The organism is Paenibacillus sp. cl123, from assembly GCF_900101595.1.
GTDB lineage: Bacteria > Bacillota > Bacilli > Paenibacillales > NBRC-103111 > Paenibacillus_G.
The window spans coordinates 130952-156334 of record NZ_FMYY01000014.1; the positions used below are offsets into that span (position 1 = coordinate 130952).

The following is a 25383-nucleotide window of genomic DNA, read 5'->3' on the forward strand; positions in this document are numbered from 1 at the left end:
CCGCGTCAAGCGTCGTGCCCCTTACTCTGCCTGGTGGACGAGTTGCTGATTCTGGAAGATACACGCAGAGCTCTCGAAGCCGCGCTCCGGTCCCGCTGATTGCCGGTCCCTGGCTTGGCCTGGGTTGCTTTACGACCTGCACATAAAAACACCTAAAAATGGGACAATAACCATGATGCACAACAATAGACTTAATAAATTTACCACATTGACTCTACCTATTTCAACAAAATTGTATATTATACCACACTATGAGTAAAAAACGTGGCGGGAGTGTGAAGGGAAGCAATGGAAACTTTAACGGCGCAATTTCAAAATCAGCAGGACTTGGAGCGGGCGGTAGCCGCGCTCCGGGAGCAGGGAGTCATTCATATCAAGGCTGCGGAAGCCGGCTCGACGGACAGCTTCTACACCGATTGGCAGACGCTGTCCTTGCAGGCAGGCGCCTCAGATCCTCCCATGGCGATGAATCGGCTTCAGGTTCTCGTAGAGTCGTCCAGACGCCGTCAGGCGGAGGATACGCTTATCCAGTGCGGCGGCCAGCTATAATTATAAGCTTACCGGAAACAGACGAACGCCCTGAGGCGCCGCACAGCGCTTCAGGGCGTTCCTATGATGGCCAGCAAGTCCTGGAATTCCTCCGGCTTCAGATGCTTCTGCAGGATCGTCTCCACTTCCTTCATCTCCGCCGCCGTGAGGCCGTCCTCCATCAGCAGCGAGATGCTCTGCATCTCTTCGGGCGGCATCCGGGTCACCAGCATGGAGAATATTTTAGCCTTGGCCTGATCGGACAGCTGATCCTTCTTCTTGGTGAATTCCTCGCTCGACACGACCACCCGGCGCTCTTCCTCCGTAACGCCGGCCGCCCCGGAGCCGGAGCTGCCGCTCTGCGTGGACTGACGGCTCCAGACGGCGACGGCATCCTCCGGCACCCGGTAAGGGTCCGGCTGCCCCAGAGGAGTCTTGGAGCCTGCATCGCCCTTGCCGGTGCTTGAGCCTGATCCCGTCTCGGTAGACGGCTGGCCGCCGCTGGCCGCTACCGCATTCTCCTTCTCCGGCCCGGAGGACGCTTTCCCCGAAGCGCCTGCGCCTGTAGCGTCCGCAACGCCATCTGCACCTGAAGATCCCGCCGCCGCCGTCCCGGCCAGAGAGCCGAATCCTCCCGCAAACCGGCTCAGGAATGCTCCCCATTCCACTTGGGCTGTCGCCGGACGCTCGATGTGAAGCTGCTCGAGAATCATATCGACATAGGTGTTCACGGTCATGAACGTAAACGCCACGCAGCAGCCGGCCGTCACGAACGCCGTTACGAGCAGCTTGATTAACCATCTCAATCCTCTCACTTCCGCTCATCTCTCCTTCTATCCCATCGCAAGTCTCTACTCTCTAGTATGGACCTTTTTCTGGGAAATCAGTCGGGCGGGAGGCAACAAAAAAGAAGCGAAGCCCCGCAGGCTCGCTTCTTCAGCAGCTGATCTTAATAAATTTTACCGACAATATTCGTCTGCTCGCGGTTGCGGCCGACCGAGAAGATCGCGATCGGAATTCCGGTCAGCTCCGATACCCGCTCTACATAACGGCGGGCATTGGCCGGCAGCTCTTCCAGACTGCGTACGCCGCCCAGGTCTTCGCTCCAGCCCGGCAGCTCTTCGTAGACCGCTTCGCATTCCGCCAGCATCTTCAGGCTGGCCGGGTAATGCTCGATCAATTCGCCACGGTATTTGTAAGCCGTACAAATTTTCACTGTCTCGAGTCCCGCCAGCACGTCCAGCGAATTCAGGGACAAGCCGGTGATGCCGCTGACACGGCGCGCATGGCGCACCACGACGCTGTCGAACCAGCCTACGCGGCGCGGACGTCCGGTTACGGTGCCGTACTCATGGCCGCGCTCGCGGATCCAGTCGCCGGTCTCATTGATCTGCTCCGTCGGGAACGGCCCGTCTCCGACACGCGTCGTATACGACTTGGCTACGCCGATGATCTGGTGAATCTTCGTCGGGCCTACGCCCGAGCCGATGCACACGCCGCCGGCCGACGGATTCGAGGAAGTGACGTACGGATACGTGCCTTGGTCGATATCCAGCATCACGCCTTGAGCACCCTCGAAGAGCACCTTCTTGCCTTCATCGATCAGATCGTTCAGAACGACCGATGTGTCGGTCACATATTTGCGAAGCCGTTCGGCATAGCCGAGGTATTCCGTGATGATCGAATCCGCGTCCAGCCCCTTGGAGCCGTATACCTGCTCGATCAGCACGTTTTTCTCCGCTACGACATGACGCACCTTGCGCTCGAATTCCTCCGCATCCAGCAGATCGGCGATCCGAATGCCGTTGCGTGCAGCCTTATCCATATAGCAGGGACCGATCCCCTTGCGGGTCGTCCCGATCTTGTTATCGCCTTTGCGTTCTTCCTCGAGCCCGTCGAGCAGCAGATGGTACGGCATGATCACATGCGCCCGGTCGCTGATTTTGAGGTTATCCGAAGAGAAGCCGTTATCGTGGATATATTGAATTTCTTCGAGCAATGCGCCCGGATTAATAACCATCCCGTTACCGATGACGCAAACCTTGTCATGATTGAAAATACCTGACGGAATCATCGTCAGCTTATATTTTTTATCGTCGATGAGAATCGTATGTCCTGCATTATTACCGCCTTGATAACGCGCTACGACGTCTGCGGACTCTGCCAGGAAATCGGTAATCTTCCCTTTTCCTTCGTCTCCCCATTGGGTTCCGACAACTACTACCGTTGACATTTTTGCACTACCCCCGCGAGGTGGAAACCACCCATGATCTGCCCTGAAGGCGCATGACACCATGACTAGTTTAGCAGTACCCGCTGGCAAAGTCAATAAAAACGAACGATTCCCGATTCCCCTTATCTAATGTTCGGAAACCGTTCATCCGGCGTCAGAACCGCCCGCCGAAAAGCGCTCCGGCCATTCCGAGTCCGCATATTGTCTCTCTGCGCCGAACGCGCCTTTCTTGGGCTCTTCCCCGGAATCGCCCGCTTACTTGCCGACCGGGATGACGAATTCCAGCTCCTGCTCGTACTCCGGCAGCTCCATCTGCCGGGTCGCCAGCGTCAGCTTCTCATTCGGACCGAACGCGGGAAACTCGCGAATCCACTTGTACGCGTACGGGTCGACGACGGTAGTCCGCTTGCCCGGAGGCAAGTGTTTTTGTCCCGCTTCATCCTCTATCCATAAGGAAGTGCCCTGCAGGTGAGGCGAAGCCCCTTCGGCCTGGTAATGGACGAGTGTCTTATCCGACAGACGTTCGACCCGGGTGACGAGCAGCCGGCCGGCGGCGCCTTGAGAGAGCGCCAGAGGCTCTTCCTCCGTAGGCAAACGCTCCAGCGGTACGCGCGTCTCGGAAGCCTGACCGCCGCTTGTCCGGGGTCCGTCCACGTACGGATGGATGACCACATATTCCGGGATGCGCCGGGCCGGGCCGAACTGTTGTCTCCATTCGGAGATCTCCATCTCCCCCTGCCGCTCCCCCGAGCCGCTTCCCCCTTGCTGCTCCAGCATCACGCCTTGATCGTCGGTCATCTGAAACTGCATCAGCTGTCCGGCTTGCAACATATTCCGAGGCGCTCTATACTCCACCACCAGCTCCGTGGAGCCCGGGGTAAAGGCGATCCTCTTCACCGTAAGGGTAAGCTCGCCTGCGGACTTCACAGCCATAGGCATCACCACCCGATTGTTCGACGCCATCTTGCGCACCGGAAATTCAAACGACCACATGCCGCTGGTATCCCCGATCCGGGTGGTCGTCAGCCCGAACGTAAACTGATCGGGCAGCTCCTGCTCCGGCGTCAGCGTCAGAACCCCCGCGTAGGTATGCGGGTCCATATAGCTTCCGCCGCCGCTCCACGGCCCGCTGTATTCCTGCCCGTTCACATGGAACCGGATTCCCCCGCCGCTCATTTCTCCTACATTCCCGGGCGATTCCTGCATATAGCCCACCGACAGCCGGACTCCGTCATACATCACCTCCGTAATTCGGAGCGTAATCCCTTGGTCGGTCACGGTCTGGCCAATCTCGGTGACCATTCCCTTCTCGTCGGCAGCCCGAAGGCCGAAGTCGCCTGCGAGCTGGAACACCGACGCGGCCAGCGGCACACGGCGCAATGCGGCGGCCATATCGGGCGAGACAAACCCCGTGCCAAGCACGCCTATGCCCAGAAGCGCGGCGGCGGCCACGCCACCCGTGAGACGGGGCAGCCAGCGTCTGGGGCGCTTGCGCTGTTCGGGCAGAGCGGACAACGTGCTGTCGATCCGTTCCCGGACGACAGGGGGCAGCGGCGGCAAAGGCTCGTATTTGGCCTGCTGCAGCAGGCTTTCCCATGATGGGTCGATCGGCTTACGATTCACAGCTCATCATCCTTTCCGTAGAAGGCCCCAGCCATTCGGCCAGCAGCAGACGGGCGCGGTGCAGCCTGGACTTGACGGTTCCTTCCGGCGTACCCAGCACCTCCGATATTTGCCTGAGCGGCATATCCTCGAAATAATGCAGCGTCACCACGACGCGAAGCCCCTCCTCCAGCCTGTCCACCACCGTCCGCAGGTCCACGCGGTCATAGTCGCTGGACGCTCCGGCAACGGCCATCCCGGCGCCCAGCGTATCGGACGGGATGCTGCGCTTTCTCTTCTTCAAGATGCTGTTGCATTCGTTAATCAGTATACGGAACAGCCAGGTCTTGAAATATTGCGGCTCCTTCAGACCGGGTATAGCATGGTACGCCTTCAGGATCGTTTCCTGAATCGCATCCGCGCAATCCTCGTCCCGCGTAACCATAGACCTGGCTACGCCATAGAGCCCGTTCTCCAACTCATGGATCAACCGGATGAATGCTTCGCGGTCTCCCTGCCTGGCCAGCTTCACATCGTCCTCCATCTGCAAGCGGCTTCCCTCCTCTCGGTTCGTCTTGGATATGGATTAGATACGCGGGCACGTCGAAAGGTTCGCAGCCTTGTAAAAATTTGACCTTCGACTGTCCAATCGTCCAACCCCTTCCGGCATCAGGGCTGGTCACGCAATCCGGGACGAGGAGGGTGATCGCCTCATGGCGTCTTTACATACAGACAGACGAGAGACGGGTGACGCGGCCGGACGCCTGGAACTCTAACGGTCGATTTCACCCGCTTGGGGTCGCTGAGTTCCGCTATACTCCGTCCTATTAAATTCCCAACACGCCAAAAAAACAGCCCGGGACCATACCCAGGCTGTCAGGCCATACCATATATCCAGGCCAATCCGCTTCTCTCGCCGGAGGAGCAAGCCAAGGCAGCTAGCGATCCGCGGTCAGCTCGCCGGCTCCTGATGAGTGCGGTCCAGACCGACGAATTTGTTGAAGTTTTTCAAGAACGCCAGCTCGACTGTCCCGACCGGACCGTTCCGCTGCTTGGCGATAATAATCTCGATAATATTTTTCTTCTCGGATTCCTTGTCGTAGTAGTCGTCCCGGTACAGGAAAGCTACGATATCGGCATCCTGCTCGATCGATCCCGACTCCCGAAGGTCGGACATCATCGGCCGCTTGTCCTGCCGCTGCTCGACGCCCCGGCTCAGCTGCGAGAGCGCGATAACCGGCACGTCCAGCTCACGGGCGATCTGCTTGAGCGTACGCGAAATTTCGGAAACCTCCTGCTGCCGGTTGTCGCCCTTGCCCCGGCCGTGAATCAGCTGCAGGTAGTCGATGAGGATCATGCCAAGCCCCTTCTCCTTCTTCAGCCTCCGGCACTTGGCGCGAATATCGGCCACCGTCACCGACGGCGAGTCGTCGATATATATATTGGCTTCCGACAAGGAGCCGATCGCCATCGTCAGCTTCTCCCAGTCGTCCGGCTCCAGGAAGCCGGTCCGCATCCGTCCCGCATCGACGTTCGCCTCGGCGCAGATCATCCGCTGGACGAGCTGGGCCGCGCCCATCTCCAGCGAGAAGATGGCGACGGTCTCCTTCTCCCGGACCCCGATATTTTGCGCGATATTCAGCGCGAACGCCGTCTTCCCTACGGAAGGACGGGCCGCCACGATGATGAGGTCGGAGCGCTGGAAGCCGGACGTCATCTTATCCAGATCCGAGAAGCCGGACTTGATCCCGGTCGTGCTGCCCTTCTGGTTGAAGAGCATCTCAACCTTCTCGAACACTTCCATCAGCACGTCCCGGATCGCGATGAAGCCCGAGCCCGAGCGCGCCTGGGAAATCTCCATAATCCGCGCCTCGGCGTCGCTGAGCAGCGTCCCTACCTCGTCCTCGCCGGCATAGCCGTTCGAGACGATCTGGGTCGCCGCCCGGATAAGCCGCCGCAGCATCGACTTCTCCTCGACGATCTGCGCATAATAATCGACGTTCGCCGCAGTCGGCACCGCATTGGCCAGCTGGGACAAGTAGGAGATCCCGCCCACTTCCTCCAGCTGCTGCTTGTCCTGCAGCCGGGCCGTCAGCGTGATCAGATCGACCGGCTCATTGGCTTCGGCGATCTCGATCATCGCTTCGAATATATGCTTATGCGCTCCGCGGTAAAAATCCTCGTCCGTAATCCGCTCCATCGCGGTGACCAGGGCGTCCCCGTCGAGCAGGATCGCCCCGAGCACCGCCTGCTCGGCCTCCAGATTTTGCGGCGGCACGCGGTCCATAAATAAGCTTTCGTTCATACTCATCTTAGTTCGTTCCCCCCGGTTACTCGCTCTGCCTGCCTACGATTATCGGTATGAGAGCCGGGCGGACGACCATGCCCACCGGAGCCGCGCTCCCTGTCCATCCGCCCCCGCAACAACAAAGAACCGGCACACCATGCGTACCGGCTCCGTATCTTCTCGGGTAGACTCGCTTTGTTCGCCCGGGCAGCCCGCTCTCCCTCGCGGGCGACCCAAGCTGCCGGCTACTCTTCCGTGACCTGCACCTTCAGCTTCGAAGTGACTTCCGGATGCAGCTTCACAACCACTTCGGTCACGCCGAGCGTGCGGATGGCGTCTTCCATCACAATCTTGCGCTTGTCTACTTTGATGCCGAGCTTCTCGAGACCTTCCGCTACCTGCTTGTTGGACACGGCTCCGAACAGACGACCGTCCGTGCCGGACTTCGCCTTGAGCTGTACGGTCAGCTCCGCGATACGGCGGCCCAGCTCTTCGGCGTCTGCCTTCTCCTGAGCTTTCTTGCGCTCTTCCGCCTTCTTCTGCTGATCCAGCGCCTTGATCGCCGAATCGACAGCAGGGGAAGCCAGCTTCTGTTTAAACAGGAAGTTGGTTGCGTAGCCTTCGGATACTTCCTTGATCTCGCCTTTCTTGCCTTGACCCTTCACGTCTTTCAACAATATGACCTTCATTCGAATAGCCCCTCCTCGGCGTGAATTTGACTCAATACCTGCTTCAGGCGCTGCGTAGCTTCCGCTACCGTGCCCTCCAGCTGCGTAGCCGCGTTGGTCAAATGACCTCCGCCGCCCATCCGTTCCATCACGACCTGAACATTCATCTGCCCGAGCGACCTGGCGCTGATGCCGATAAGCCCGTCATTGCGCTCGCTGATTGCAAATGATGCCATGATCCCTGTCATAGTTAACAATGTATCAGCTACCTGCGCAATGTTCAACTGAGAATATTTACGTCCCGGCTCCGCTACGGCCAGGGCGATATGATCGAAGATGACAACGGCATTTCTAATAATTTCCGATTTCTTGATATATTGATCCAAATCTTCCTTCAGCAGCCGCTGGATGAGAGAAGAGTCCGCTCCGTTGCGCCGCAGATAAGAGGCCGCTTCGAAGGTTCTCGCTCCCGTCCGCAGGCTGAAGCTGCGCGTATCGACGACGATGCCGGCCAGCAGCGTCGTCGCCTCCAGCACGCCCATCGTCAGCCGGTCGTTGAAATAAGGCAGCAGCTCCGTCACCAGCTCACAGGTTGAGGAGGCGTACGGCTCCATGTAGACGAGGGTAGCGTCATGAATAAAGTCCTCGCTGCGGCGGTGATGGTCGATGACGACCCTCCGGTGCGTCATCTGCAGCAGCCGCGGTTCGCTGGCCATCGCAGCCCGGTGCGTGTCCACGACGACGACCAGGGAACGCGAACCCGTAATCTGCAGCGCCTGCTCCGGCGTGATAAACCAGCGATTGAGCCGCTCGTCCTCCTGGATCGCCTCCATCAGCTTCTGAATGGCCGGATTGATGCCCTCGAGTACGATGTAGCCTTCCTTGCCGCTCACATGGGCCATCTTCAGCACGCCGATCGCCGCTCCGACCGAGTCCATATCCGGCAGCTTATGCCCCATGATCAGCACATTGTCGCTATCGCGGATCAAGTCCCGCAGCGCATGCGAGATTACGCGCGCTCGTACCCGGGTCCGCTTCTCGATGGCGTTGGAGCGCCCTCCGTAGAAGGACAGCCGCTCGCCCATCTTCACCGCTGCCTGGTCGCCGCCGCGGCCCAGCGCCATGTCGAGGCTCGTCTGCGCCCAATGTCCGAGCTCCGGCAGAGAAGCCGCACCGGAGGCGATGCCGATACTAAGGGTCATCGGCAGCTTGTTCTCAATCGTGATGTCGCGAACCTCATCGAGAATTTCGAACCGGGACTGCTCCAGCAGCTTCAGACTTTTCTGGTTCATCACGAGGAAATACCGGTCCGACGCCGTCCGGCGCAAGTACAGATGGTGCTTCTGCGCCCACTCCGTAATCTCGCCGGTAACCTTGGCCATCATGATGCTGCGCGACTGATCGTCAAGCCCTTGCGTCGCCTCGTCGAGATTATCCATCATGACGATGCCCATCGCGATCTGTTCCTCGCTCGCCTGCGTCTGCAGCGTGCGCAGCGCGGTCATATCCGTGATGTACAGCAGCCTCTCCTCCGGCTTGATCTGGACCTCATAGATACGGCCGTCCTGCGTCATCTCCATCCGCAGTTCCTTTTCCTTGCGGTTCTTCAGAGCAGGAAACTGCTCGGGCAGCGATTCGCCGATCAGCGTATCCTTGCCAAACATGCGGGCAACGAACGGATTATGCCATTCGATCACTTTCTCCTCATTGAACAAGACGATACCGAGCGGCAGATCATGCATGGCTTCGCTGCCGGCCTTCTTTACCCGGAGCGTAAGCGTGCTGATATAGTCGGTCAAGCCGCGGCTGAACTCCTGTTCGGCCCGGTACAGCAAAAACGCCGCACCCACAGCCAAGACAAGAAAGACGACCCCGAGCCGCCATTCGAATACCGACACCGTTACTATCAATGCGAGCAGAAGGCCGAGCAACCCGTACATATGCAAGCCGCGCCAACGCTTCAACAAGAACTTCGGCATTTCATTCGCTCCAATCTGCTGAATTGCGCAGGTTCCGATTCCGGAGATCTAGCCTTTACTTTTGATGCGGTCCCGGATGGGAAACGCCACATCGAACACCCCGACCAGACTGAGCAGGAAAAAGGCCGGCGGGAAGACGAGCAGCAGCACAATGCCGATAATCGGCAGCGTCTTGTTCCATCTTTTGACGTGAGCTACGAAGAACAAGAACGAGATGGCTTGAATCGCAAACACCGTACTGAGCAGCGGCAGCAGGTTCAAGACAAGCGTAAACACGGTCGACTGAGTGTCCTTCGCAAACATCTCCAGCACGAGCGCGATGACGTAGATCCAGATAAACGACTTCGGCAGCATCCAGTCCTTCACCGGACGGAAAGCGGGAATCGACTCGCCCGCCCGCACCAGGAAGCGTCTGGCGATCGTATGGGATATGATCGTATACAGAAGGGAGAACACGATCATATACAGAGGCAGCATCTGCACGGACAGCTGAACGAGCGTATCGACATCGATGCCGATCAAGCTTCTCATCTGTGGCGAGTACATATTGAACGACTCGATCATGAGCGACTTGAACTTGCCGATCGGATTCAGGCCGAACAGCTGGGCGATCACCAGACTGAGAAGCAGCTCCGCAAGCAGCGTGACGGCTCCGGCTGTCAGTACGTTCCGGGCCGGGGCGCGCTTTTTGTACAGATTGCCCATCTGAAATACCGGAGGCAGCAGGAACAGGGAAATCGCCACGAGCAGCGCGCCGACCCAGCCTGCCAGCAGAATCGATACGAGCACATACACGATGGCCAGACAAGCCACGTAGTGAATAAGAAACGCTTTGGTTCCCAGCCGTACATACATCACCAGCACCGGCACCAGCAGGAAAAACATCGTGAGCAGCAGCACAGGCGGCAGGAAAAGCGATAATAACGTTACAATGTAAACGATGCTCCAAACGAGCATCCGCGGCTTTTGCGTTTCTTGCAAGCCCTTCACCTCTTACGCAAGTGATCTTCTAAAGCGGATATATCGCCGTACCATTCCTCAAGCTGATGGCCTTCTTCACGATGCTTTTTCATCTTCTCCAACACCGCTTCATCCAGACTGCGCAGCGAGATGCCCAGCCTTCTGCCGAGAATATAACAGCAGGCCACCAGGCTGGCGAGCCCATCCATCATTTTATGATGGCTTCCTTCCCATATGCCTTTGAGCAGATGAGCCATTTGATCAACAAGTTCCGTTTTCAGCCATTCGATAATTTTGGCCCGCTTGGCCAAGTCGACATCCTTATCCATAAATGACAAGCCGCTTCTCCCCTTACATCGGGCACTTTAATCGCTTAATTTAAGTATACCACAACTCCTAGTTCTTTTGTTCGGACTGCCACAGCTTGAAGCAATAATCAATGATTTCGCTGCGCCGGATTATGCCGATAAATACTTCGCTGTCGTCGATCACAGGCACATAGTTCTGCCGGGTGGCGAGCGTGATCAGATCCTGCATCTGCTGATCGATGCGCACCGGATGAATGGCCATATGCTGCGGAACATCCTTCAGCTGCAGCTTGTGCGCATGCTCGAAGCCGATCTCCGGCGAGCGCTTCAGCTTCCACAGCAGATCGCCCTCTGTAATCGTACCGGCGTATCTGCCTTGCTCGTCGATCAGAGGCACCGCGGAATAGCGGTGATATTCCATGCGTTCCAGCGCTTGTCTGACCGTCGAATGCGGAGATAAGTACACAACCTGGTCCTTAGGTACTAGAAAAAAAGCGATATTCAAGAAGACTCCTCACCTTTCATATAATGCGGGCGGTTCAAACAGGTCTTTACCCTGCCGGCCTCAAGGAGGCTCGATTTCCCCCTGCCATGCAGGAAAAAGAGTCACAGCCGATCGATCATCCGGCCTTCGGCAGTCATTATTCTTTATGAAGGAACACAAGGCTCTATGCTGCCCTTCTGCCCCTCCGACCCGGCCAATTTTCCCGCTCTTTCACTATATCACGTTCCTGCCCTTATTGAAAAACCCTGGGTGAGCTTATCTCCTCCCGGCTCGCCGCAAGCGGTCCTTCCACTCCCGGATATGCCAAAAAAGGACTGACGAGAGCGTCAGTCCTTTCTTTAATAAAGCCGTTAGGCCTATATCCTACTCCGTTGTGTAAGGCAGCAAAGCGATTTGACGGGAACGCTTGATAGCGATCGTCAAGGCGCGTTGGTACTTAGCGGAAGTTCCCGTTACACGGCGCGGAAGAATCTTGCCGCGCTCGCTGATGAACTTCTTCAGCGTTTCGATGTCTTTATAATCAATGTGCTTGATTTTATTTACAGTGAAGTAACAAACTTTACGGCGCTTGCCGCCTTTTTTGCCACGTCCGCTGAACTTTCTTTCGCCGCGTTCGCCACGGTCTTCGGAACGTTCTCTTTTCTCAAATGCCATTGTTCTCCATCCTTTCTACGTTAGATTCATTCCATACCGTTCTAGCTAGAACGGCAGATCATCGTCGGAAATATCGATCGGTCGCCCGTCGTCCTGGAACGGATCTTGATTGTTATCGCGTCCACCGCCGTAGCCGCCACGGTTGCCATTGCCTCCGCTTCCGCCGCCATAATTACCGCCGCCGCCGCTATTGCCGCTGCCACCGCCGTAATTACCGCCGCCTGCGCCTGATGCCCCGCCTTCTTCACGGTTTCCGCTGTTCGCCGATTCCAAGAAACGCACATTGTCAGCAATGACTTCAGTCACGTAAACGCGCTTGCCTTCATTGTTGTCGTAATTGCGCACTTGAATTCTGCCTTCTACAGCAGCCAATCGACCTTTGCGAAGGTAATTCGCGCAAGTCTCCGCCAGCTGGCGCCAAGTGACGATCGGGATAAAGTCCGCCTCCCGCTGCCCGCCTTGGTTGGAAAAAGGCCGGTCTACTGCAAGGGTAAACTGGGTCACAGCCACACCTGCAGGCGTATAGCGCAGTTCAGGGTCACGTGTCAGTCTTCCGATCAGAATTACACGATTCAACATCCGCATTCCCTCCCGGATTCGCTGCCTGCATCGCTGCTTGCAGCTTGCTCGATTACAGCACTGATTAAGCTACGTCTTTCGTGATCAGGTAACGAATGATTTCGTCGGAAATCTTCATCACACGATCAAGTTCAACGATAACTTCATTAGTTGCGTTGAATTGCACCAACACATAATGACCGTCACGGAACTTGTTGATCTCATACGCAAGACGGCGCTTACCCATTACATCGTGCTTCGTAACTTCGCCACCGTTGTTGATGATGCCTTGGAACTTCTCTACCGTAGCCTGAACCGCTTCTTGCTCGATATCAGGACGGATGATGTACATCACTTCATATTTGCGCATGTTGTCACCTCCCTTTGGACTATGGCCCCTGACCGGCTTGTACCGTCAGGAACAAGGAGCGAGAATAATACGTTAGGTAAAAAACTCGCACCTGAATACTATACCAGAATATACAGGCCGAAGCAAGTCGCAATCCTGCCATTTATTGACCTACATGCCGGCGTCCGTTCCCGGTCAATCTATAGGTACATCTACAAGCAGGAGGTGACCTGTGATGGGTGAATGGAGTCAATTCCGTCCCGGCGACAAAGCGCCTAACGACGGCGAATACATGGAAGTTGGAGAAGATGCCTTCCATATGGGGATCAACGACCCGAAGATCGTGAAGCTGAAAAAAGGCGATGCCTTCCCGGAGACAAGCAACCACAATCGCAAGTGGAAGCGCATGTTCCGCGGCTGACGCTCTCTCCCGTCCGCCTTAAGGGGGGACGGGGCTTTTAAGCCCGGAGAACCTTGCCCGGTCCCAAGCCAAGCAGCCAAGTGATACGACATCGGCAGATGACAGCCCGTTTATCAAGCCTTCTATAGCAAAGGAGCTTTGACCTGATGACTTATAAATGTACAGCCCTCTTCACCATGATCGGCGCAGCACTATGCTTGATTCATTTTTTCGGCCATGAATACGACCCCGTTTATCTGATGTTCTACGCGCTGAGCGTGCCGGCCTGGTTTTATCCGATCTTCACCTACACCGATGTCAATCCGCTGCTGCTCTACCTGCTGACAACCTTGACATGGACATTGATAGGATATGTCGTGGACCGGTTTTCCGTTTACCGGCGCAGCCGTCATTCGTCCGGATAAGCCCGGATCGATACGGATGATAATCCCAGGAAGGCGTACTTGCATGCGTCCTCTCCCGGGATTATTTTTGTTGACCCGGGACAAGCGAAAAACGGCGATTATCATAGGATATGAAAGAAAACAATTCGGTTAACCGCTTACATAAACGATGTTATTTCTTTTATCCGCTCTCAATTTTAGGTATAATGCCATACAGTGAACATCGGCCCCGACTTTTCTGAGAGTGGAAAGTCATCATCTACCGGATAACTAGGAGGATTATTGGTTTGAACAAACAATTGAATAGCAACGGCTGGTTCAGCAATACGCGGCTGGATATGCTCTCGGGCATCACCGTGGCTCTTGCCCTGATCCCGGAGGCGATCGCTTTCTCTATCATCGCAGGGGTAGATCCTATGGTGGGTCTTTACGCCTCCTTCAGCATTGCGGTCGTCATCGCCTTCACAGGCGGACGGCCCGGCATGATCTCGGCGGCGACGGGCGCCATGGCGCTGCTGATGGTCAATCTGGTCAAGGACCATGGCCTGGAGTATTTGTTCGCTGCCACAGTGCTGGCGGGGGTGCTCCAGGTGATTCTCGGCATGCTGCGGCTCGGGCAGCTGGTATCCTTCGTCCCCCATTCTGTCATGACCGGCTTCGTCAATGCGCTGGCGATCCTGATCTTCATGGCACAGCTGACCCACTTCACCGGCGCCGGCTGGCTGATGTACGCTTTGGTTGCGCTGACCCTGGTCATCATCTACGGATTGCCGCGTTTGACCAAGGCAGTGCCGTCCGCTCTTGTTGCCATCATCGTCGTCTCCCTATTGGTGATTTCTCTCGGACTGGATGTGAAGACGGTCGGCGACATGGGCAAGCTGACGAGCGCGCTTCCGGTTTTCCATCTGCCCCAGGTACTGCTGTCGCTGGACACGCTGTGGATCATTCTGCCTTATTCGATCTCCTTGGCTATGGTCGGCATTCTGGAATCGCTGCTGACCGCCACCATCGTTGACGAAATGACGGATACGACCAGCGACAAAAACCGCGAGGTCAAGGGACAAGGCGTCGCCAATATCGTGACCGGCTTCTTCGGCGGCATGGCCGGCTGCGCGATGATCGGACAATCGGTGATTAACGTCAAGTCAGGAGGCCGTACCCGGCTATCGACCTTGGTAGCCGGCGTGTTCCTGTTGTTTCTTATTATTGTTCTGGGCGATGTCGTCAAGCAAATCCCTATGGCCGCCCTTGTTGGCGTCATGATTATGGTTTCGGTCGGCACCTTCGACTGGAGCTCGGTCATTCGGATCAACAAGCTGCCCTTATCCGATGCAGTCGTGATGCTCGTGACCGTATCCATCGTGGTGGCTACGCATGATCTGTCTTACGGCGTGTTCGCCGGCGTTATTCTCAGTGCGGTCATCTTCGCCTGGAAGATGTCCAAGATTCGTGTAGCTTCCTCCCTGCAAGCTGACGGAAGCGTGGTCTACCGGGTATCCGGTCCGGTGTTTTTTGGCACCGTATCGGCGCTGCTGGCCTCCTTCGCTTATCAGGAAGACCCGAAGCGGGTCGTTGTTGATCTCACCGGGTCGCATGTATGGGATCACTCAGCCGTTACGGCCCTCTCCAAGACAATCGCCAAATACCGGAGTCTGGGCAAGGAAGTAACTCTCATCGGGCTTAATGAAGAGAGCCGGACGCTCATCGACCGAACCGGCTTAAGCATACCGCAAGGCCATTAAGCTCTAAGAAGGACCAGGAAGGATGATGAGTCATCCCCCAGGTCCTTCTTTTTATTTCGCTTGCAGCTTTGCCCCGCCCATCAGGCAGGCGACCTTACGCTTTTACACACCTGTTGATAATAGATAGAGCAACTTGGGCTGCGCCTTTATCCACATGTTCATAACTTTTTCGGACATGTTATCCTCCGCTTGGTTTGCAATTATCAACAAGCCGTGCCGTTTTATCGGCTCCTTGTGTTATCCACAACGCGTATTCGGGTTACACCGGATGCTTTTTTATATCCTGAGCCATATTAAATGATGGGTAATCAGCCGTCTAGGGAGGATGAATCATGGATAGAGAAAAGAATTACGGAAGCGACTATATGTTTATTCCGGCAACTTCCGTTCGGAGCGGTGTCGGGGTTGAGATACGGCCTGACCTATTTTGTTACACGGTTCAAATCGTCAATCTCTGCCTAGTCGGCAGCCCGGCAACCGGCGAATTCGTGATCGTTGACACGGGTATGCCCAAGTCGGCGAATGACATTATAGCTGTCACCGAAGATCGATTTGGCCCTAAGAGCCGTCCTAAAGCCATCCTGTTGACTCATGGCCACTTTGATCATGTCGGCGCTGTTATCGAGCTGGTCAACCACTGGGACGTGCCAGTCTACGCCCATCCGTTGGAGCTGCCCTTCCTGACCGGCCGGCAAAGCTATCCGGAGCCGGACCCGACGGTCGAAGGAGGCATGGTGGCGAAAATGTCCCCTCTCTTCCCGATCGAACCGATTGACTTGACCAATCACGTCCACATGCTGCCTTCTGACGGCACAGTACCTCATCTGCCTGATTTTAAATGGATACACACGCCGGGGCATTCGCCGGGCCATATTTCGTTATTTAGGGAAAAGGACCGCGTTTTGCTTGCAGGAGACGCCTTCGTTACGGTGAAGCAGGAATACCTTTATAAGGTGCTGACGCAGGAGCAGGAAATTAGCGGGCCTCCGCGGTATTTGACCACAGATTGGCAGGCCTCCAAGGAATCGGTCGCTATTTTAGAAGCCCTGAAGCCTGCGGTGGCCGTCACTGGGCATGGCTTACCGATGTCCGGCGAGCTGCTGGCCGCCAGCCTCAGCAAGCTTGTGCGCGAGTTCGATCAGATTGCAGTACCTGATTACGGAAAGTATGTAAACTGAGTTACGCCTTAAAAAGCCGGGAAAGTCATCGACCGGACAGAAATTTAAAAAAACCTCCCAAACTGTGCAAGCACACAATTTGGAAGGTTTCGGAACAAGAGCAAGCTATTCAGCCCGGGTTAGGGCTCTTTTGACAGCCCCTTTTACTTTCCCCTTACTTGCTGTCCAAAGAAGCGGCAGCAGGAGCAGGGGCTGCTCTTTCTGTATGAATCAAACTGTCCAATTTTGATTTCGCATCATCGATTTGATCCTGCGTCAATGGCGTTCCAGCGGCAAAGCTTTTAATAATTTTCTTTAATGTGTCCGTGTCGAAATCCTCCCGTGCGTACATCTCAACGGTGAATCCTTCCTTCTCCCAAATAACGATTCCATTGGCGAAATAAACTTTAGTTCCTTCGAATACCTCGGTTTTAACTTGCTCCGTGGTTTCAATGCCATTATTCCCGCCATGTGAAATCAAGAAATTAACTGTTCTCTCGCCCTGCTTATATTGAACTTCCACCATCGTTTTGCCTTGAACGACGGTGTTGACGTATTCATAATCAGCCATCCAAGACGGCGCCGGGAAATTGATACCGGTTGCCGCACGAGCCTCCTCCAGAGTCAGCTTTGGCTGCGCCGGCAGCTCCACTCTCCCCGTCTCTGCTTCTCCCGCCTGGTCCGTAGAACCATTAGGATTTCCGAGAACCGGTCGTTCTTTATCAACTTGAACGATTTCCATATTGCCTACTTGAAAACGTGCCAGAACGGATTGAATTATTTCTTGGGCGTACGAGGTCGTCGAAAATACCCCGCCAATAGCCACTAGAGCGACAGCGGCTGCAGCAGCCGTTTTCCATTTGCTTTTCATCATAGAAATCCCGTCCTTATTCGATTTTGTCGATTGTATAGTTCCCGTCTCGATTTTGTGTACCAAGCGCTTAAAAATATGCTCTTTAGCCAAGGTATTATCTGTCTCCATACTATCAAGCAGCTCAATGACTTTTCCGTATTGCTTCAGTTTCTGTTTTTCACTCATCCTTGAGCCCACCTGTCTCCAAGATTTTTTGTAATTTTCTTAAACTCCTGTGGACTACAACACCGATGTTGGACTCGCTTTTTCCCAAGAGCTCTGCAATTTCTGAGTTTTTCAGACCGGCGGCAAATTTCAATGCGATGATATTACGCTCTTTGTCGCGAAGCTTGGCCAACGCCTGAAACAATGCCTGATGAACGTCGTCCCGGATCGCCAACTCCTCAGGAGACGGCTTGGGGAAAATGAACTCGGTAACAGAATCCAGCGAAAAATGAAATCTTTTTTTTCGAGCACGATAGAAATCTGTCACAGTGTTTCGTACGATGGCAAATAGCCATACATCAAATTTAGCTTTTTCCTCGCAAAACTTGTGATAATTGGAAATGACCTTTTCAAATACATGGCTGCATATGTCTTCTGCCTCATACTGATTTTGAATCCGGTAGTAGATATACTTGTAAACGCGGTCGAAGTACTGTTCATATATCTCGGAAAACTGTTTTGTAGTTAAAACATCTCCAAGAAGCTTGTCTTGCCCCTGCAAATAAATCTCCCTCTTTACCGCTTGAGTGCTGTACTCCAAATACTTCCCTCCTTCCTACTATCAGCCTGTAAAAGAATTTTTCATATATGAATACGCGGTACCATGAAAAGCATTAACAAAAGGTCTTCAGTTTATAAAAAAAAAGCGGCCCGACACTTGGGCCACTCGACTTTGCTAGTAAGGAGTCTCCGATTAAAGTATACTCCACCTCATTGAAAATTCCTTTTGAGATGTATTTTCATCTATTTCCTCTTGTAGGATTTCAAAACCGTTTTTGCAATAAAAATTAATTGCGTTGGCATTTCTCTGATAAACTCTAAGCGTTATAGTCTCATGCTGTTTCTTTACAAAGTCCAACAATTGTTTTCCATAACCTTTTTTTTGTTGAGAAACATCAATAAATAATGCAGCCAAGTAATTATCAACCATCGAGACAAAACCTACGATCTTCGTTTCTTGATCAATCACATACGTCTTAGACATTGGCAAATATTTATTCTTCATCTCCGGCCTCATAGACGCCCAATACTCTTCTTGAATAAAATCATGAGCTGTGACTGATCCCTTAAACCAAATGTCCAGTACTGGTTCCATGTCTTCTAGTTGAAACGGTCTAATTTTCATTTATAGCTCCTCCTTATTGCTCCTATTATAGATGCCCCACACTGTTCATCCCTGGGAAGAGACGGGCAAAGACATTAAAATATATCAGGATTACAGATAATAAAATAGCTATTAGTAGAATGGCCAATAGGTTTTTTTGGCCTTTTGGGATGGTAAGCAGCAAAACAACTATCATGATCAGATATAATCCCATAAGCCATGGGATTAAATAGTAATGTGTGTGTACGGGTAAGTAAGCGTTCCGTAATTCAAACCCTTCTGCCAACAGCACTGTGATTGGAAGAGCCGAAACCATATTAGAAAACAATCCGCTTCCACGCGCATACCACATCATATAAGCACAAATAGGAGATACTGCCGCGCATATACTCCAAAAAACAATTTCTCTTTCCGGGAAAAAATGGAGCACAAGCGTTGTGTAAACATAATAAGCGGTAAGCATCGATCCAAAAAAGGCGAATACTTTTACAGCCGCCATTTGGGGCGAATAGCTGAAAACCGATAAAAGTGTTGCAACAAATACCCATACACTAAGACGATCACCGATATTAGTGAATAATGGGTTGAAATCAGGACTATCCACAATTTTTGCAAGTAATCCCAAAATCACTCCGGTAATAATAGCCATGCCTATTGAATAAACTTTTTGTTTTGCAGTTGATTTATTCGCAGCTCTAACCCGATTCAACTTATTGTATATTTCCATTATACCCTCCGATTTAGATACATGCTTTCCTCATATCCTCGTCCGAAGCTTCCCCATTGTCATGACCCGCAAGCTGGGCGATGTTTGGCCCTAATAAAAAACCTCCCTAATCGTGTTTGAAACACATTAGAAAGGCTCTGGTAGTATATAACCCTCATTCCCTGATAAGCCAGCTAAACAAAAAAAGCGGCTCCACCCTAGAGCCACTTGGTTTCTTATGTATGGCGGAAAGAGTGGGATTCGAACCCACGCACGGCGCGAGCCGCCTAGCTGATTTCGAGTCAGCCCCCTTGGGCCTCTTGGGTACCTTTCCGCATTTCCAAAAGGGACAAGTAGTATATTACCATACTTCCTACCCTAAATGCAAGAGGGCTTGGGGGTTATTTTTTTATCCCTCGCCGTCTCCTGCGGGATTCGCCTCAGCGTTCGAGCGGAGCACCTTTTTCAGCTTGCTTTCGAACTTGGCGCGGGGCACAAGAACGCTATGCTTGCAGCCGACACATTTGATCCGGATGTCCATCCCCATACGAATAATCTCCATCTCATTCGTTCCGCAGGGATGAGGCTTTTTCATCTGCACGACATCCCCCAGCTGATACACCTTTTTCTCCATCTGCCTCCTGCTCGCCCCTTTCTCTCTCCTTCTCTGAGCACCGGTTAAGGAATGTCGATGCCTTCCTCCCCGAACGCTTTACGGATCTGTTCGTTGAGCTTTCGCGTGACGCTGCTGGCCGTATTTGGCTTGCACTCCGCTGTTACCCTTAGCGTAATCTCCGATCCGCCGACGTTCTGGATTCCGAGCACCTGAGGCTCCTTCACCAAATCAACGTTTTCTTCATACCCTTTTTTTATAGTATCTTCGAGCAGCTTCCTTGTCTTGGCAATATCCGCTTCCCTGCTGACTGGCACATCGATAACAGCGAGTGAATTATGAATAGAGAAATTCGTTACCTGTGCAATCGTTCCATTCGGAATGATATGAATTTCACCAGTCCAGCTTCTTACCCGGGTAATACGAAGGCCAATTTCCTCTACATTGCCCTTATAAGCGCCGATTTGTACAACATCTCCAACGGCAAACTGATCTTCGAATATAATAAAAAATCCGGTTATAACGTCCTTAACCAAGCTTTGAGCGCCGAAGCCGATGGCAAGACCGACGACCCCAGCACCCGCCAGAAGCGGCCCTAGATCGATATGAAACTGTCCTAGAACCATCAATATCATTATAAAATTTACCACATATGTAATAATATTACCTACAAGCTTCCCAATTGTTTTAGTCCGCCGGGTATCCAGCTTCAGCGGGTTTTTATCCCTTGCCACAATCAGCTGCTCGACAGCTCTATGAGCGACTTTCGTTATAACACGGGCTACGATATAAATAAGCGCAATTTTCAAGACGATGAGCAGCAGGCCCAGCCACAGCTCGGGGTTGGAAATGTAGGCAATAAACTTCTGCTGCATGCCGGTCCAGCTTTGCTCCCACTCCTTAATCGACTTGACCTCGGTCAGAAGCGGAGGTTGGTTAGTAAACATGAGGCTCCCCTCCCTTCAATCCATCGTAACATACTTCCCATCCAATTTGAAATAAATGCCGCGTATCTCGACTCTTTCATTTTTTACAATTTCCTTTACTTTCTCCAGCGCTTCATTGGGGAATTCCAGCGACAAGGCACAGCCGGCCGTTATCTCCTTGGGAGTCGGGCACATATCATTTTCAATATCCGCATACTCCAGCAGCATCTCTGCCCGCAGAGCCTGTTGAGTCGAATCGAAAGCCATCAATGCCATGACTGCGCCGCCCCCTTCCTTCTCGTGATGGTTCTCCAAACAGGAGTCTATTCTTTGAAAACCTTCATTTATTTCCATGTTTCTTTCGCAGAACGCGTATAAAACGTTTCTATGAACCGTATACTAATACTATTCTATTTGCCCAGATGTTACTAGCCCTGCCAACCTCATCCCCCAAGGAGGGAATTTGATTATGAAGCTGCCTTTTTCGAAAGATTCTTCCCCCAAGGCCAAGGAACCGTCTTCATCCTTGCAAACCATGAAAATTTTGCATTCCGAATCCAACTGCATCGAGCTCTTATCCGAAGCTTTATTCGCCAGCATCCAGCATGTACCCGCTCATCAGCCGATTGTCGTCGTTTGCGTGGGAACTGATCGTTCTACGGGAGATGCGCTTGGCCCCCTCGTCGGCTCCCAACTCAAACGCCTGGATCTAAATGGAAGCGGCATTCACCTGTATGGTACTCTCGATAACCCGGTCCATGCGATGAATCTGAACGATACGTTGACGACGATTTACCAGCATTATAACAATCCATATATATTGGCAGTAGATGCATGCCTTGGTCAGCTAACCAGCGTAGGTTGTATTCAACTTGGTCAAGGACCCGTTAAGCCTGGCGCCGGCGTGAATAAGGAACTGCCTCCGGTAGGCGATATGCATGTCACAGGCATCGTGAATGTGGGCGGATTTATGGAATATTTCGTGCTTCAGAATACCCGCTTAAGCCTGGTCATGACGATGGCGGAGACGATCGCCAGCTCTATTCATGCAGCCTTGCTGATGAAGCGCAGATGGACGCCTATTCCTTTAGGTAAGATCGATTGATCGCTTCCTTCTCTTCGGGCGACAAAGCGTATTTCGATTGCCCTTTTTCCAGGGGTTTTGCATACACATAGGTCTGTTCCCGGTTATGTATCCCGCTAAGTACAACCCCTGTTCCTTCATCATCCACGAGTGCGATAGCGAAGCTAAGATCGGTGCCACCTTCCGAGAAGGCATTAAACCGGTATACGCCGAGTCTGGATTTCATGCGGGTCATGTCCTGACGGATCGTCTGGATGGCATGATCCGCTTGATCATTTTGCGCCTTCACCAGGTTATATTGGTTTTGCAGATTGACTACGATTTCTTCTATATTCATTCCGGTAGTCCCATTGAGCAAGGCGGTGTATGTTTTTTTAAGTTTGTTCAGCTTTACCCACAAGACAATAACCAGGATTAGAAAAAGAAATACGATGACGGCAGCAGCCAGTATGACAACTTCAATCGGTAGTTCCATTCACATGCCCCCATCCGTTATTACTGCTTCATATGTTTCGCTATCTCCCTAACTGCAGCAGCCAATTGTTCAATCTCCGTCTTGGTCGTATAACAGCCTACGCTTGCCCTTACCGCTCCCCGTTCCATCGTCCCTGCTGTTTCATGAGCGAGCGGACTGCAGTGATAACCGGCTCTTACAGCAATCCCGAAGGATTGATCCAGAATAAAGGCAATTTCCGAAGAGTCGGTTTGAGAGACGGTGAAGGAAACGATGCCGGTTTTAGCTTGCCCTAATTCAGGGCCAAGCAACTGTACGCCTTCTATTTCCAGCAGGTCTGTCATCAGCTGCTGAGTGAGCTCCCACTCATGGCGATAAATACGATCGACAGTTTCCCGCTGAATCCATTTGACGCCTTCTACCAAGCCGGCGATGCCGGGCGTGTTTTGGGTGCCTCCCTCAAACCGGTCCGGACGCACGCTAGGCTGCTCGACAGCCTCGGATTGACTTCCGGTTCCCCCATGAAGCAGCGGCTCGAGTTCAATATCCGGATGTACGTACAATCCCCCTGTCCCCTGAGGCCCCAGAAGCCCCTTATGACCTGGGAAAGCCAGCATATGAATACCCATCCCATTCACATCAATATCGACCGTTCCTGCGGTCTGAGCCGCGTCTACCAGCAAGGTGATGCCGCGCTGCCGGCATAGCTCTCCTATATCGGCTACAGGAAGGATGCTGCCCAGCAGATTGGAGCTATGGCTGCATACAATGAGCCGGGTATTCGGCTGGATGGCGGCGATCACATCTTCCATACGTAGATGGCCATGCCTATCCGTTTTGACATAAGTCACCTGAACATGCCGGGATTGCTTCATGTACTCTAGCGGCCGGCGTACGGAGTTATGCTCGACAGCCGTGCAGATGACATGATCGCCTTCCTTCAGGAATCCTTTGATAGCGAGATTCAAGGCCATCGTTGTATTTAATGCATAAGAAATATCATTAGGATTTTTCACGCGGAATAATTTGGCTAATTGTTTTCTTCCTTCAAATAAAGTCCGGCTGGCCTTAACGGCCATCTCATGACTTCCACGGCCCGGGTTGGCTGCATACTGCTCCATACATGCCACCATCGCCTGTACGACCTCCGGCGGCTTAGGCCATGAGGAAGCCGCATGATCCAAATATATAGAAGACAATTTCATCTCTCCTATCCGCTGTATGTTCTCTCTCACATAAATATAGCATACCTGGAATCCCCTGATCTTATCAGGCCGATCCTTGGTATGCTATGGAGGTATCTACGAGGTTTTGCCTTGCAAAAGCTCCAACAATCGGTTCAGATCTTCATTCGAAAAATACAAAAGTTCAATCTTGCCTTTATTATTGTTGTGCTTAATCTTGACAGTCGTCCTATATACTTCGCGAAGGTTTTCTTCAATCTGATCAATATACGGATCTTTACGTTTCGGCTTCAGCTTGTTTTTCTTGGAGTCGTCCTTCTCTTCCAGCTTCTTGACTTCCTCTTCCAGTTCCCGTACGCTCCACTGTTCTTTGATAGCGGTATCTGCTAAAGCTTTGATCAGCTTTTTGTCCTTCAACCCTACGATTGCTTTCGCATGCCCCATAGACAATGTTCCACGTGAAACATATTCCTTCACTTCTTCCGGGAGCTGAAGCAATCTGAGGAAGTTGGCAATATGCGAACGACTTTTACCAACCTTGGTTGATAATACTTCTTGTGTCAACGAGAATTGATCAATTAACGCCTGATAAGCGATCGCAACTTCCAGCGCATTCAGATCTTCCCGCTGCACATTTTCGATCAACGCGATTTCCATGACCTGCTGATCGGTGAACTTCTTAACAACGGCAGGGATCGTGGCCAATCCGCAAGCCTGCGATGCACGGAACCGTCTTTCGCCGGCTATTATTTCAAAACCTTTCAGCACACTTCGCACAATAATCGGTTGAATGACCCCATGTTCTTTAATCGAGGAGGCCAGCTCTTGAATCGTCTCATCGTTGAAATGTTTACGTGGCTGATACGGATTGGGTCTAAGCTGCGGCAGCGGAATCTCGACAACCTTGTCGTCATCGTTAATACTCAATGCAGGCAATAAGGCATCCAATCCTTTTCCTAGTCCTGTTCCAGCTCGCTTACTCAAATTGCAATCACTTCCTTCGCCAGCTCCATATATACTTCAGCGCCCTTCGATCTCGGGTCATAAGTAACGATGGATTGACCATGACTTGGTGCTTCACTCAATCTTACATTTCTTGGAATAATGGTTTGGTATACTTTTTGTTGGAAATATTTTTTGACTTCTTCAATTACCTGCATCCCCAGGTTCGTCCGCGCGTCAAACATCGTGAGCAAAACGCCTTCAATTTGAAGGGTCGTATTCAAATGCTTCTGCACGAGCCGCACCGTATTCAACAGTTGGCTAAGCCCTTCCAGCGCATAATATTCGCATTGGATCGGTATAATGACGGAATCGGCTGCGGTCAACGAATTAACGGTCAAAATACCTAAAGAAGGCGGACAGTCGATCAAAATATAATCAAACTGCTGCTTGACCAAATGCAAAGAACGCTTTAAACGGACTTCACGCGAAATGGTCGGCACCAATTCGATCTCCGCTCCAGCCAGTTGGATCGTAGCCGGTATAATCTTCAGATTAGGAATCGCTGTATCGACCATGGCGTCCTTCGGATGAACATCATTAATTAACACATCATAGATGCAATATTGCACATCCGCTTTATTGACTCCGATCCCACTAGTCGTATTGCCTTGGGGATCGATATCCACTAGCAGCACTTTTTTCCCAAGCGAAGCCAAAGAAGCGCCCAAGTTCACGGACGTCGTCGTTTTGCCAACCCCACCTTTTTGGTTTGTGATGGCGATAATTTTAGACAACCTATTCACCTCAAATAAATACTAGGATAGCCGAGTATGCCGGGTATTGGAGCATACGTCTTAACGCTGCCTACACCAAGCAATCGGTACAAAAAGGATCTGTAAGCGTCAGGAAAACTCACTTTGTATTCCAGTGACATAACCGGTAAAGCTCTCATTC

30 protein-coding genes and 1 tRNA gene are annotated in these 25383 nt (G+C 52.7%); 6 read left to right on the plus strand and 25 right to left on the minus strand.

The features are described 5' to 3' along the window. The first annotated feature begins 288 nt into the window (after positions 1-288). On the plus strand, positions 289-549 hold the full coding sequence (locus BLR08_RS20320; protein WP_072334033.1) for a hypothetical protein: 261 nt from the start codon (positions 289-291) through the stop codon (positions 547-549). A gap of 50 nt (positions 550-599) precedes the next feature. On the opposite strand, the gene BLR08_RS20325 is transcribed toward BLR08_RS20320, so the two are convergent. The 13 genes from BLR08_RS20325 to rpsF all read right to left on the minus strand — a co-directional run bounded on the left by BLR08_RS20325 (position 600) and on the right by rpsF (position 12652). Continuing rightward, entirely contained in the window at positions 600-1343 is a 744-nt protein-coding gene (locus tag BLR08_RS20325; RefSeq protein ID WP_072334030.1) for a hypothetical protein, read from the minus strand. Between the two features lie 134 nt (positions 1344-1477). After that, the gene (locus tag BLR08_RS20330; RefSeq protein WP_072334027.1) at positions 1478-2761 is read right to left on the minus strand and encodes an adenylosuccinate synthase; all 1284 of its coding nucleotides are present in this window, start codon (positions 2759-2761) and stop codon (positions 1478-1480) included. Positions 2762-3016: 255 nt separating this feature from the next. Continuing rightward, positions 3017-4384, minus strand: coding sequence for a DUF4179 domain-containing protein (locus BLR08_RS20335; RefSeq protein ID WP_072334024.1), 1368 nt, complete (start codon positions 4382-4384; stop codon positions 3017-3019). Beyond that, entirely contained in the window at positions 4374-4907 is a 534-nt protein-coding gene (locus tag BLR08_RS20340) for a sigma-70 family RNA polymerase sigma factor (protein WP_072334347.1), read from the minus strand. The genes BLR08_RS20335 and BLR08_RS20340 overlap by 11 nt, the downstream gene beginning before the upstream one ends. A 408-nt stretch (positions 4908-5315) precedes the next feature. Further along, positions 5316-6674 (minus strand): replicative DNA helicase, encoded by a 1359-nt coding sequence (gene dnaB / locus BLR08_RS20345; protein WP_072334021.1) that lies wholly within the window; start codon positions 6672-6674, stop codon positions 5316-5318. Positions 6675-6895: 221 nt separating this feature from the next. Further along, complete coding sequence (gene rplI, locus BLR08_RS20350) at positions 6896-7339, minus strand: 50S ribosomal protein L9 (RefSeq protein WP_072334017.1); 444 nt, start codon at positions 7337-7339, stop codon at positions 6896-6898. Continuing rightward, positions 7336-9297 carry a DHH family phosphoesterase gene (locus BLR08_RS20355; protein ID WP_072334014.1) on the minus strand — a complete coding sequence of 654 codons (1962 nt, stop codon included), beginning with the start codon at positions 9295-9297 and terminating at the stop codon, positions 7336-7338. The genes rplI and BLR08_RS20355 overlap by 4 nt, the downstream gene beginning before the upstream one ends. A gap of 48 nt (positions 9298-9345) precedes the next feature. Continuing rightward, the gene (locus BLR08_RS20360; RefSeq protein ID WP_072334011.1) at positions 9346-10278 is read right to left on the minus strand and encodes a DUF2232 domain-containing protein; all 933 of its coding nucleotides are present in this window, start codon (positions 10276-10278) and stop codon (positions 9346-9348) included. 5 nt (positions 10279-10283) lie between these two features. Next, positions 10284-10586: a MazG-like family protein gene (locus BLR08_RS20365; protein ID WP_072334007.1), complete on the minus strand. Its 303-nt coding sequence runs from the start codon at positions 10584-10586 to the stop codon at positions 10284-10286. Between the two features lie 67 nt (positions 10587-10653). Then, entirely contained in the window at positions 10654-11070 is a 417-nt protein-coding gene (locus BLR08_RS20370; RefSeq protein ID WP_072334004.1) for a CBS domain-containing protein, read from the minus strand. Between the two features lie 363 nt (positions 11071-11433). Further along, a complete protein-coding gene (gene rpsR / locus BLR08_RS20375) occupies positions 11434-11724 on the minus strand; it encodes a 30S ribosomal protein S18 (protein ID WP_072334001.1) in 291 nt (96 codons plus the stop codon). Between the two features lie 45 nt (positions 11725-11769). Further along, positions 11770-12303 (minus strand): single-stranded DNA-binding protein, encoded by a 534-nt coding sequence (ssb, locus tag BLR08_RS20380; RefSeq protein WP_072333998.1) that lies wholly within the window; start codon positions 12301-12303, stop codon positions 11770-11772. Positions 12304-12367: 64 nt separating this feature from the next. Further along, a complete protein-coding gene (gene rpsF, locus BLR08_RS20385) occupies positions 12368-12652 on the minus strand; it encodes a 30S ribosomal protein S6 (protein ID WP_072333995.1) in 285 nt (94 codons plus the stop codon). A gap of 214 nt (positions 12653-12866) precedes the next feature. On the opposite strand from rpsF, the gene BLR08_RS20390 reads away from it, so the two are divergent. The 4 genes from BLR08_RS20390 to BLR08_RS20405 all read left to right on the plus strand — a co-directional run bounded on the left by BLR08_RS20390 (position 12867) and on the right by BLR08_RS20405 (position 16355). Continuing rightward, positions 12867-13052, plus strand: coding sequence for a YjzC family protein (locus BLR08_RS20390; protein WP_072333992.1), 186 nt, complete (start codon positions 12867-12869; stop codon positions 13050-13052). 146 nt (positions 13053-13198) lie between these two features. Continuing rightward, positions 13199-13456: a hypothetical protein gene (locus BLR08_RS20395; protein ID WP_072333988.1), complete on the plus strand. Its 258-nt coding sequence runs from the start codon at positions 13199-13201 to the stop codon at positions 13454-13456. A 266-nt stretch (positions 13457-13722) separates the two neighbouring features. Beyond that, positions 13723-15177 carry a SulP family inorganic anion transporter gene (locus BLR08_RS20400; protein WP_090586383.1) on the plus strand — a complete coding sequence of 485 codons (1455 nt, stop codon included), beginning with the start codon at positions 13723-13725 and terminating at the stop codon, positions 15175-15177. A gap of 332 nt (positions 15178-15509) precedes the next feature. Next, a complete protein-coding gene (locus BLR08_RS20405) occupies positions 15510-16355 on the plus strand; it encodes an MBL fold metallo-hydrolase (RefSeq protein WP_072333985.1) in 846 nt (281 codons plus the stop codon). A 154-nt stretch (positions 16356-16509) separates the two neighbouring features. Here the strand turns inward: BLR08_RS20405 and BLR08_RS20410 are convergent, their stop codons facing one another. The 8 genes from BLR08_RS20410 to BLR08_RS20445 form a co-directional block, all read right to left on the minus strand. Then, on the minus strand, positions 16510-17373 hold the full coding sequence (locus BLR08_RS20410; RefSeq protein ID WP_072333982.1) for a hypothetical protein: 864 nt from the start codon (positions 17371-17373) through the stop codon (positions 16510-16512). Further along, positions 17366-17953, minus strand: a complete 588-nt coding sequence (locus BLR08_RS20415; RefSeq protein ID WP_072333979.1) for a sigma-70 family RNA polymerase sigma factor — start codon at positions 17951-17953, stop codon at positions 17366-17368. Before BLR08_RS20415 ends, BLR08_RS20410 begins: the two co-directional genes overlap by 8 nt. A 153-nt stretch (positions 17954-18106) precedes the next feature. Then, complete coding sequence (locus tag BLR08_RS20420; RefSeq protein ID WP_072333976.1) at positions 18107-18538, minus strand: N-acetyltransferase; 432 nt, start codon at positions 18536-18538, stop codon at positions 18107-18109. A 25-nt stretch (positions 18539-18563) separates the two neighbouring features. Continuing rightward, positions 18564-19244 (minus strand): DUF6518 family protein, encoded by a 681-nt coding sequence (locus BLR08_RS20425; protein ID WP_072333971.1) that lies wholly within the window; start codon positions 19242-19244, stop codon positions 18564-18566. A 222-nt stretch (positions 19245-19466) separates the two neighbouring features. Next, positions 19467-19557, minus strand: a tRNA-Ser gene (locus BLR08_RS20430). A gap of 75 nt (positions 19558-19632) precedes the next feature. Further along, a complete protein-coding gene (locus BLR08_RS20435; RefSeq protein WP_072333967.1) occupies positions 19633-19857 on the minus strand; it encodes a DUF951 domain-containing protein in 225 nt (74 codons plus the stop codon). A gap of 44 nt (positions 19858-19901) precedes the next feature. Then, a complete protein-coding gene (locus BLR08_RS20440) occupies positions 19902-20783 on the minus strand; it encodes a mechanosensitive ion channel family protein (RefSeq protein ID WP_072333964.1) in 882 nt (293 codons plus the stop codon). Between the two features lie 15 nt (positions 20784-20798). Continuing rightward, a complete protein-coding gene (locus tag BLR08_RS20445) occupies positions 20799-21038 on the minus strand; it encodes a putative Se/S carrier protein (protein WP_072333961.1) in 240 nt (79 codons plus the stop codon). Between the two features lie 193 nt (positions 21039-21231). On the opposite strand from BLR08_RS20445, the gene yyaC reads away from it, so the two are divergent. Further along, positions 21232-21867, plus strand: coding sequence for a spore protease YyaC (gene yyaC / locus BLR08_RS20450; RefSeq protein ID WP_072333958.1), 636 nt, complete (start codon positions 21232-21234; stop codon positions 21865-21867). On the opposite strand, the gene BLR08_RS20455 is transcribed toward yyaC, so the two are convergent. From BLR08_RS20455 to BLR08_RS20470, 4 genes are all read right to left on the minus strand, one after another. Beyond that, on the minus strand, positions 21842-22321 hold the full coding sequence (locus tag BLR08_RS20455; protein ID WP_072333955.1) for a DUF4446 family protein: 480 nt from the start codon (positions 22319-22321) through the stop codon (positions 21842-21844). The two genes, yyaC and BLR08_RS20455, sit on opposite strands and share 26 nt — an antisense overlap. 20 nt (positions 22322-22341) lie before the next feature. Beyond that, entirely contained in the window at positions 22342-23499 is a 1158-nt protein-coding gene (locus BLR08_RS20460) for an aminotransferase class V-fold PLP-dependent enzyme (protein ID WP_371117543.1), read from the minus strand. Positions 23500-23601: 102 nt separating this feature from the next. Beyond that, positions 23602-24468 carry a ParB/RepB/Spo0J family partition protein gene (locus tag BLR08_RS20465; protein ID WP_072333949.1) on the minus strand — a complete coding sequence of 289 codons (867 nt, stop codon included), beginning with the start codon at positions 24466-24468 and terminating at the stop codon, positions 23602-23604. Next, positions 24465-25223: a ParA family protein gene (locus BLR08_RS20470; RefSeq protein WP_072333946.1), complete on the minus strand. Its 759-nt coding sequence runs from the start codon at positions 25221-25223 to the stop codon at positions 24465-24467. The genes BLR08_RS20465 and BLR08_RS20470 overlap by 4 nt, the downstream gene beginning before the upstream one ends. Positions 25224-25383 lie beyond the last annotated feature (160 nt).

Coding starts and splice junctions, on each gene's coding strand:
- BLR08_RS20365 (WP_072334007.1), bottom strand. CDS start 10,586: ATGGATAAGGATGTCGACTTGGCCAAGCGGGCCAAAATTATCGAATGG.
- dnaB (WP_072334021.1), bottom strand. CDS start 6,674: ATGAGTATGAACGAAAGCTTATTTATGGACCGCGTGCCGCCGCAAAAT.
- BLR08_RS20390 (WP_072333992.1), top strand. CDS start 12,867: ATGGGTGAATGGAGTCAATTCCGTCCCGGCGACAAAGCGCCTAACGAC.
- BLR08_RS20395 (WP_072333988.1), top strand. CDS start 13,199: ATGACTTATAAATGTACAGCCCTCTTCACCATGATCGGCGCAGCACTA.
- rpsF (WP_072333995.1), bottom strand. CDS start 12,652: ATGCGCAAATATGAAGTGATGTACATCATCCGTCCTGATATCGAGCAA.
- BLR08_RS20435 (WP_072333967.1), bottom strand. CDS start 19,857: ATGGAGAAAAAGGTGTATCAGCTGGGGGATGTCGTGCAGATGAAAAAG.
- BLR08_RS20455 (WP_072333955.1), bottom strand. CDS start 22,321: ATGGAACTACCGATTGAAGTTGTCATACTGGCTGCTGCCGTCATCGTA.
- yyaC (WP_072333958.1), top strand. CDS start 21,232: ATGAAGCTGCCTTTTTCGAAAGATTCTTCCCCCAAGGCCAAGGAACCG.
- BLR08_RS20405 (WP_072333985.1), top strand. CDS start 15,510: ATGGATAGAGAAAAGAATTACGGAAGCGACTATATGTTTATTCCGGCA.
- BLR08_RS20420 (WP_072333976.1), bottom strand. CDS start 18,538: ATGAAAATTAGACCGTTTCAACTAGAAGACATGGAACCAGTACTGGAC.
- BLR08_RS20445 (WP_072333961.1), bottom strand. CDS start 21,038: ATGGCATTGATGGCTTTCGATTCGACTCAACAGGCTCTGCGGGCAGAG.
- BLR08_RS20410 (WP_072333982.1), bottom strand. CDS start 17,373: ATGAGTGAAAAACAGAAACTGAAGCAATACGGAAAAGTCATTGAGCTG.
- BLR08_RS20425 (WP_072333971.1), bottom strand. CDS start 19,244: ATGGAAATATACAATAAGTTGAATCGGGTTAGAGCTGCGAATAAATCA.
- BLR08_RS20340 (WP_072334347.1), bottom strand. CDS start 4,907: ATGGAGGACGATGTGAAGCTGGCCAGGCAGGGAGACCGCGAAGCATTC.
- rpsR (WP_072334001.1), bottom strand. CDS start 11,724: ATGGCATTTGAGAAAAGAGAACGTTCCGAAGACCGTGGCGAACGCGGC.
- ssb (WP_072333998.1), bottom strand. CDS start 12,303: ATGTTGAATCGTGTAATTCTGATCGGAAGACTGACACGTGACCCTGAA.
- BLR08_RS20355 (WP_072334014.1), bottom strand. CDS start 9,297: ATGCCGAAGTTCTTGTTGAAGCGTTGGCGCGGCTTGCATATGTACGGG.
- rplI (WP_072334017.1), bottom strand. CDS start 7,339: ATGAAGGTCATATTGTTGAAAGACGTGAAGGGTCAAGGCAAGAAAGGC.
- BLR08_RS20440 (WP_072333964.1), bottom strand. CDS start 20,783: ATGTTTACTAACCAACCTCCGCTTCTGACCGAGGTCAAGTCGATTAAG.
- BLR08_RS20330 (WP_072334027.1), bottom strand. CDS start 2,761: ATGTCAACGGTAGTAGTTGTCGGAACCCAATGGGGAGACGAAGGAAAA.
- BLR08_RS20320 (WP_072334033.1), top strand. CDS start 289: ATGGAAACTTTAACGGCGCAATTTCAAAATCAGCAGGACTTGGAGCGG.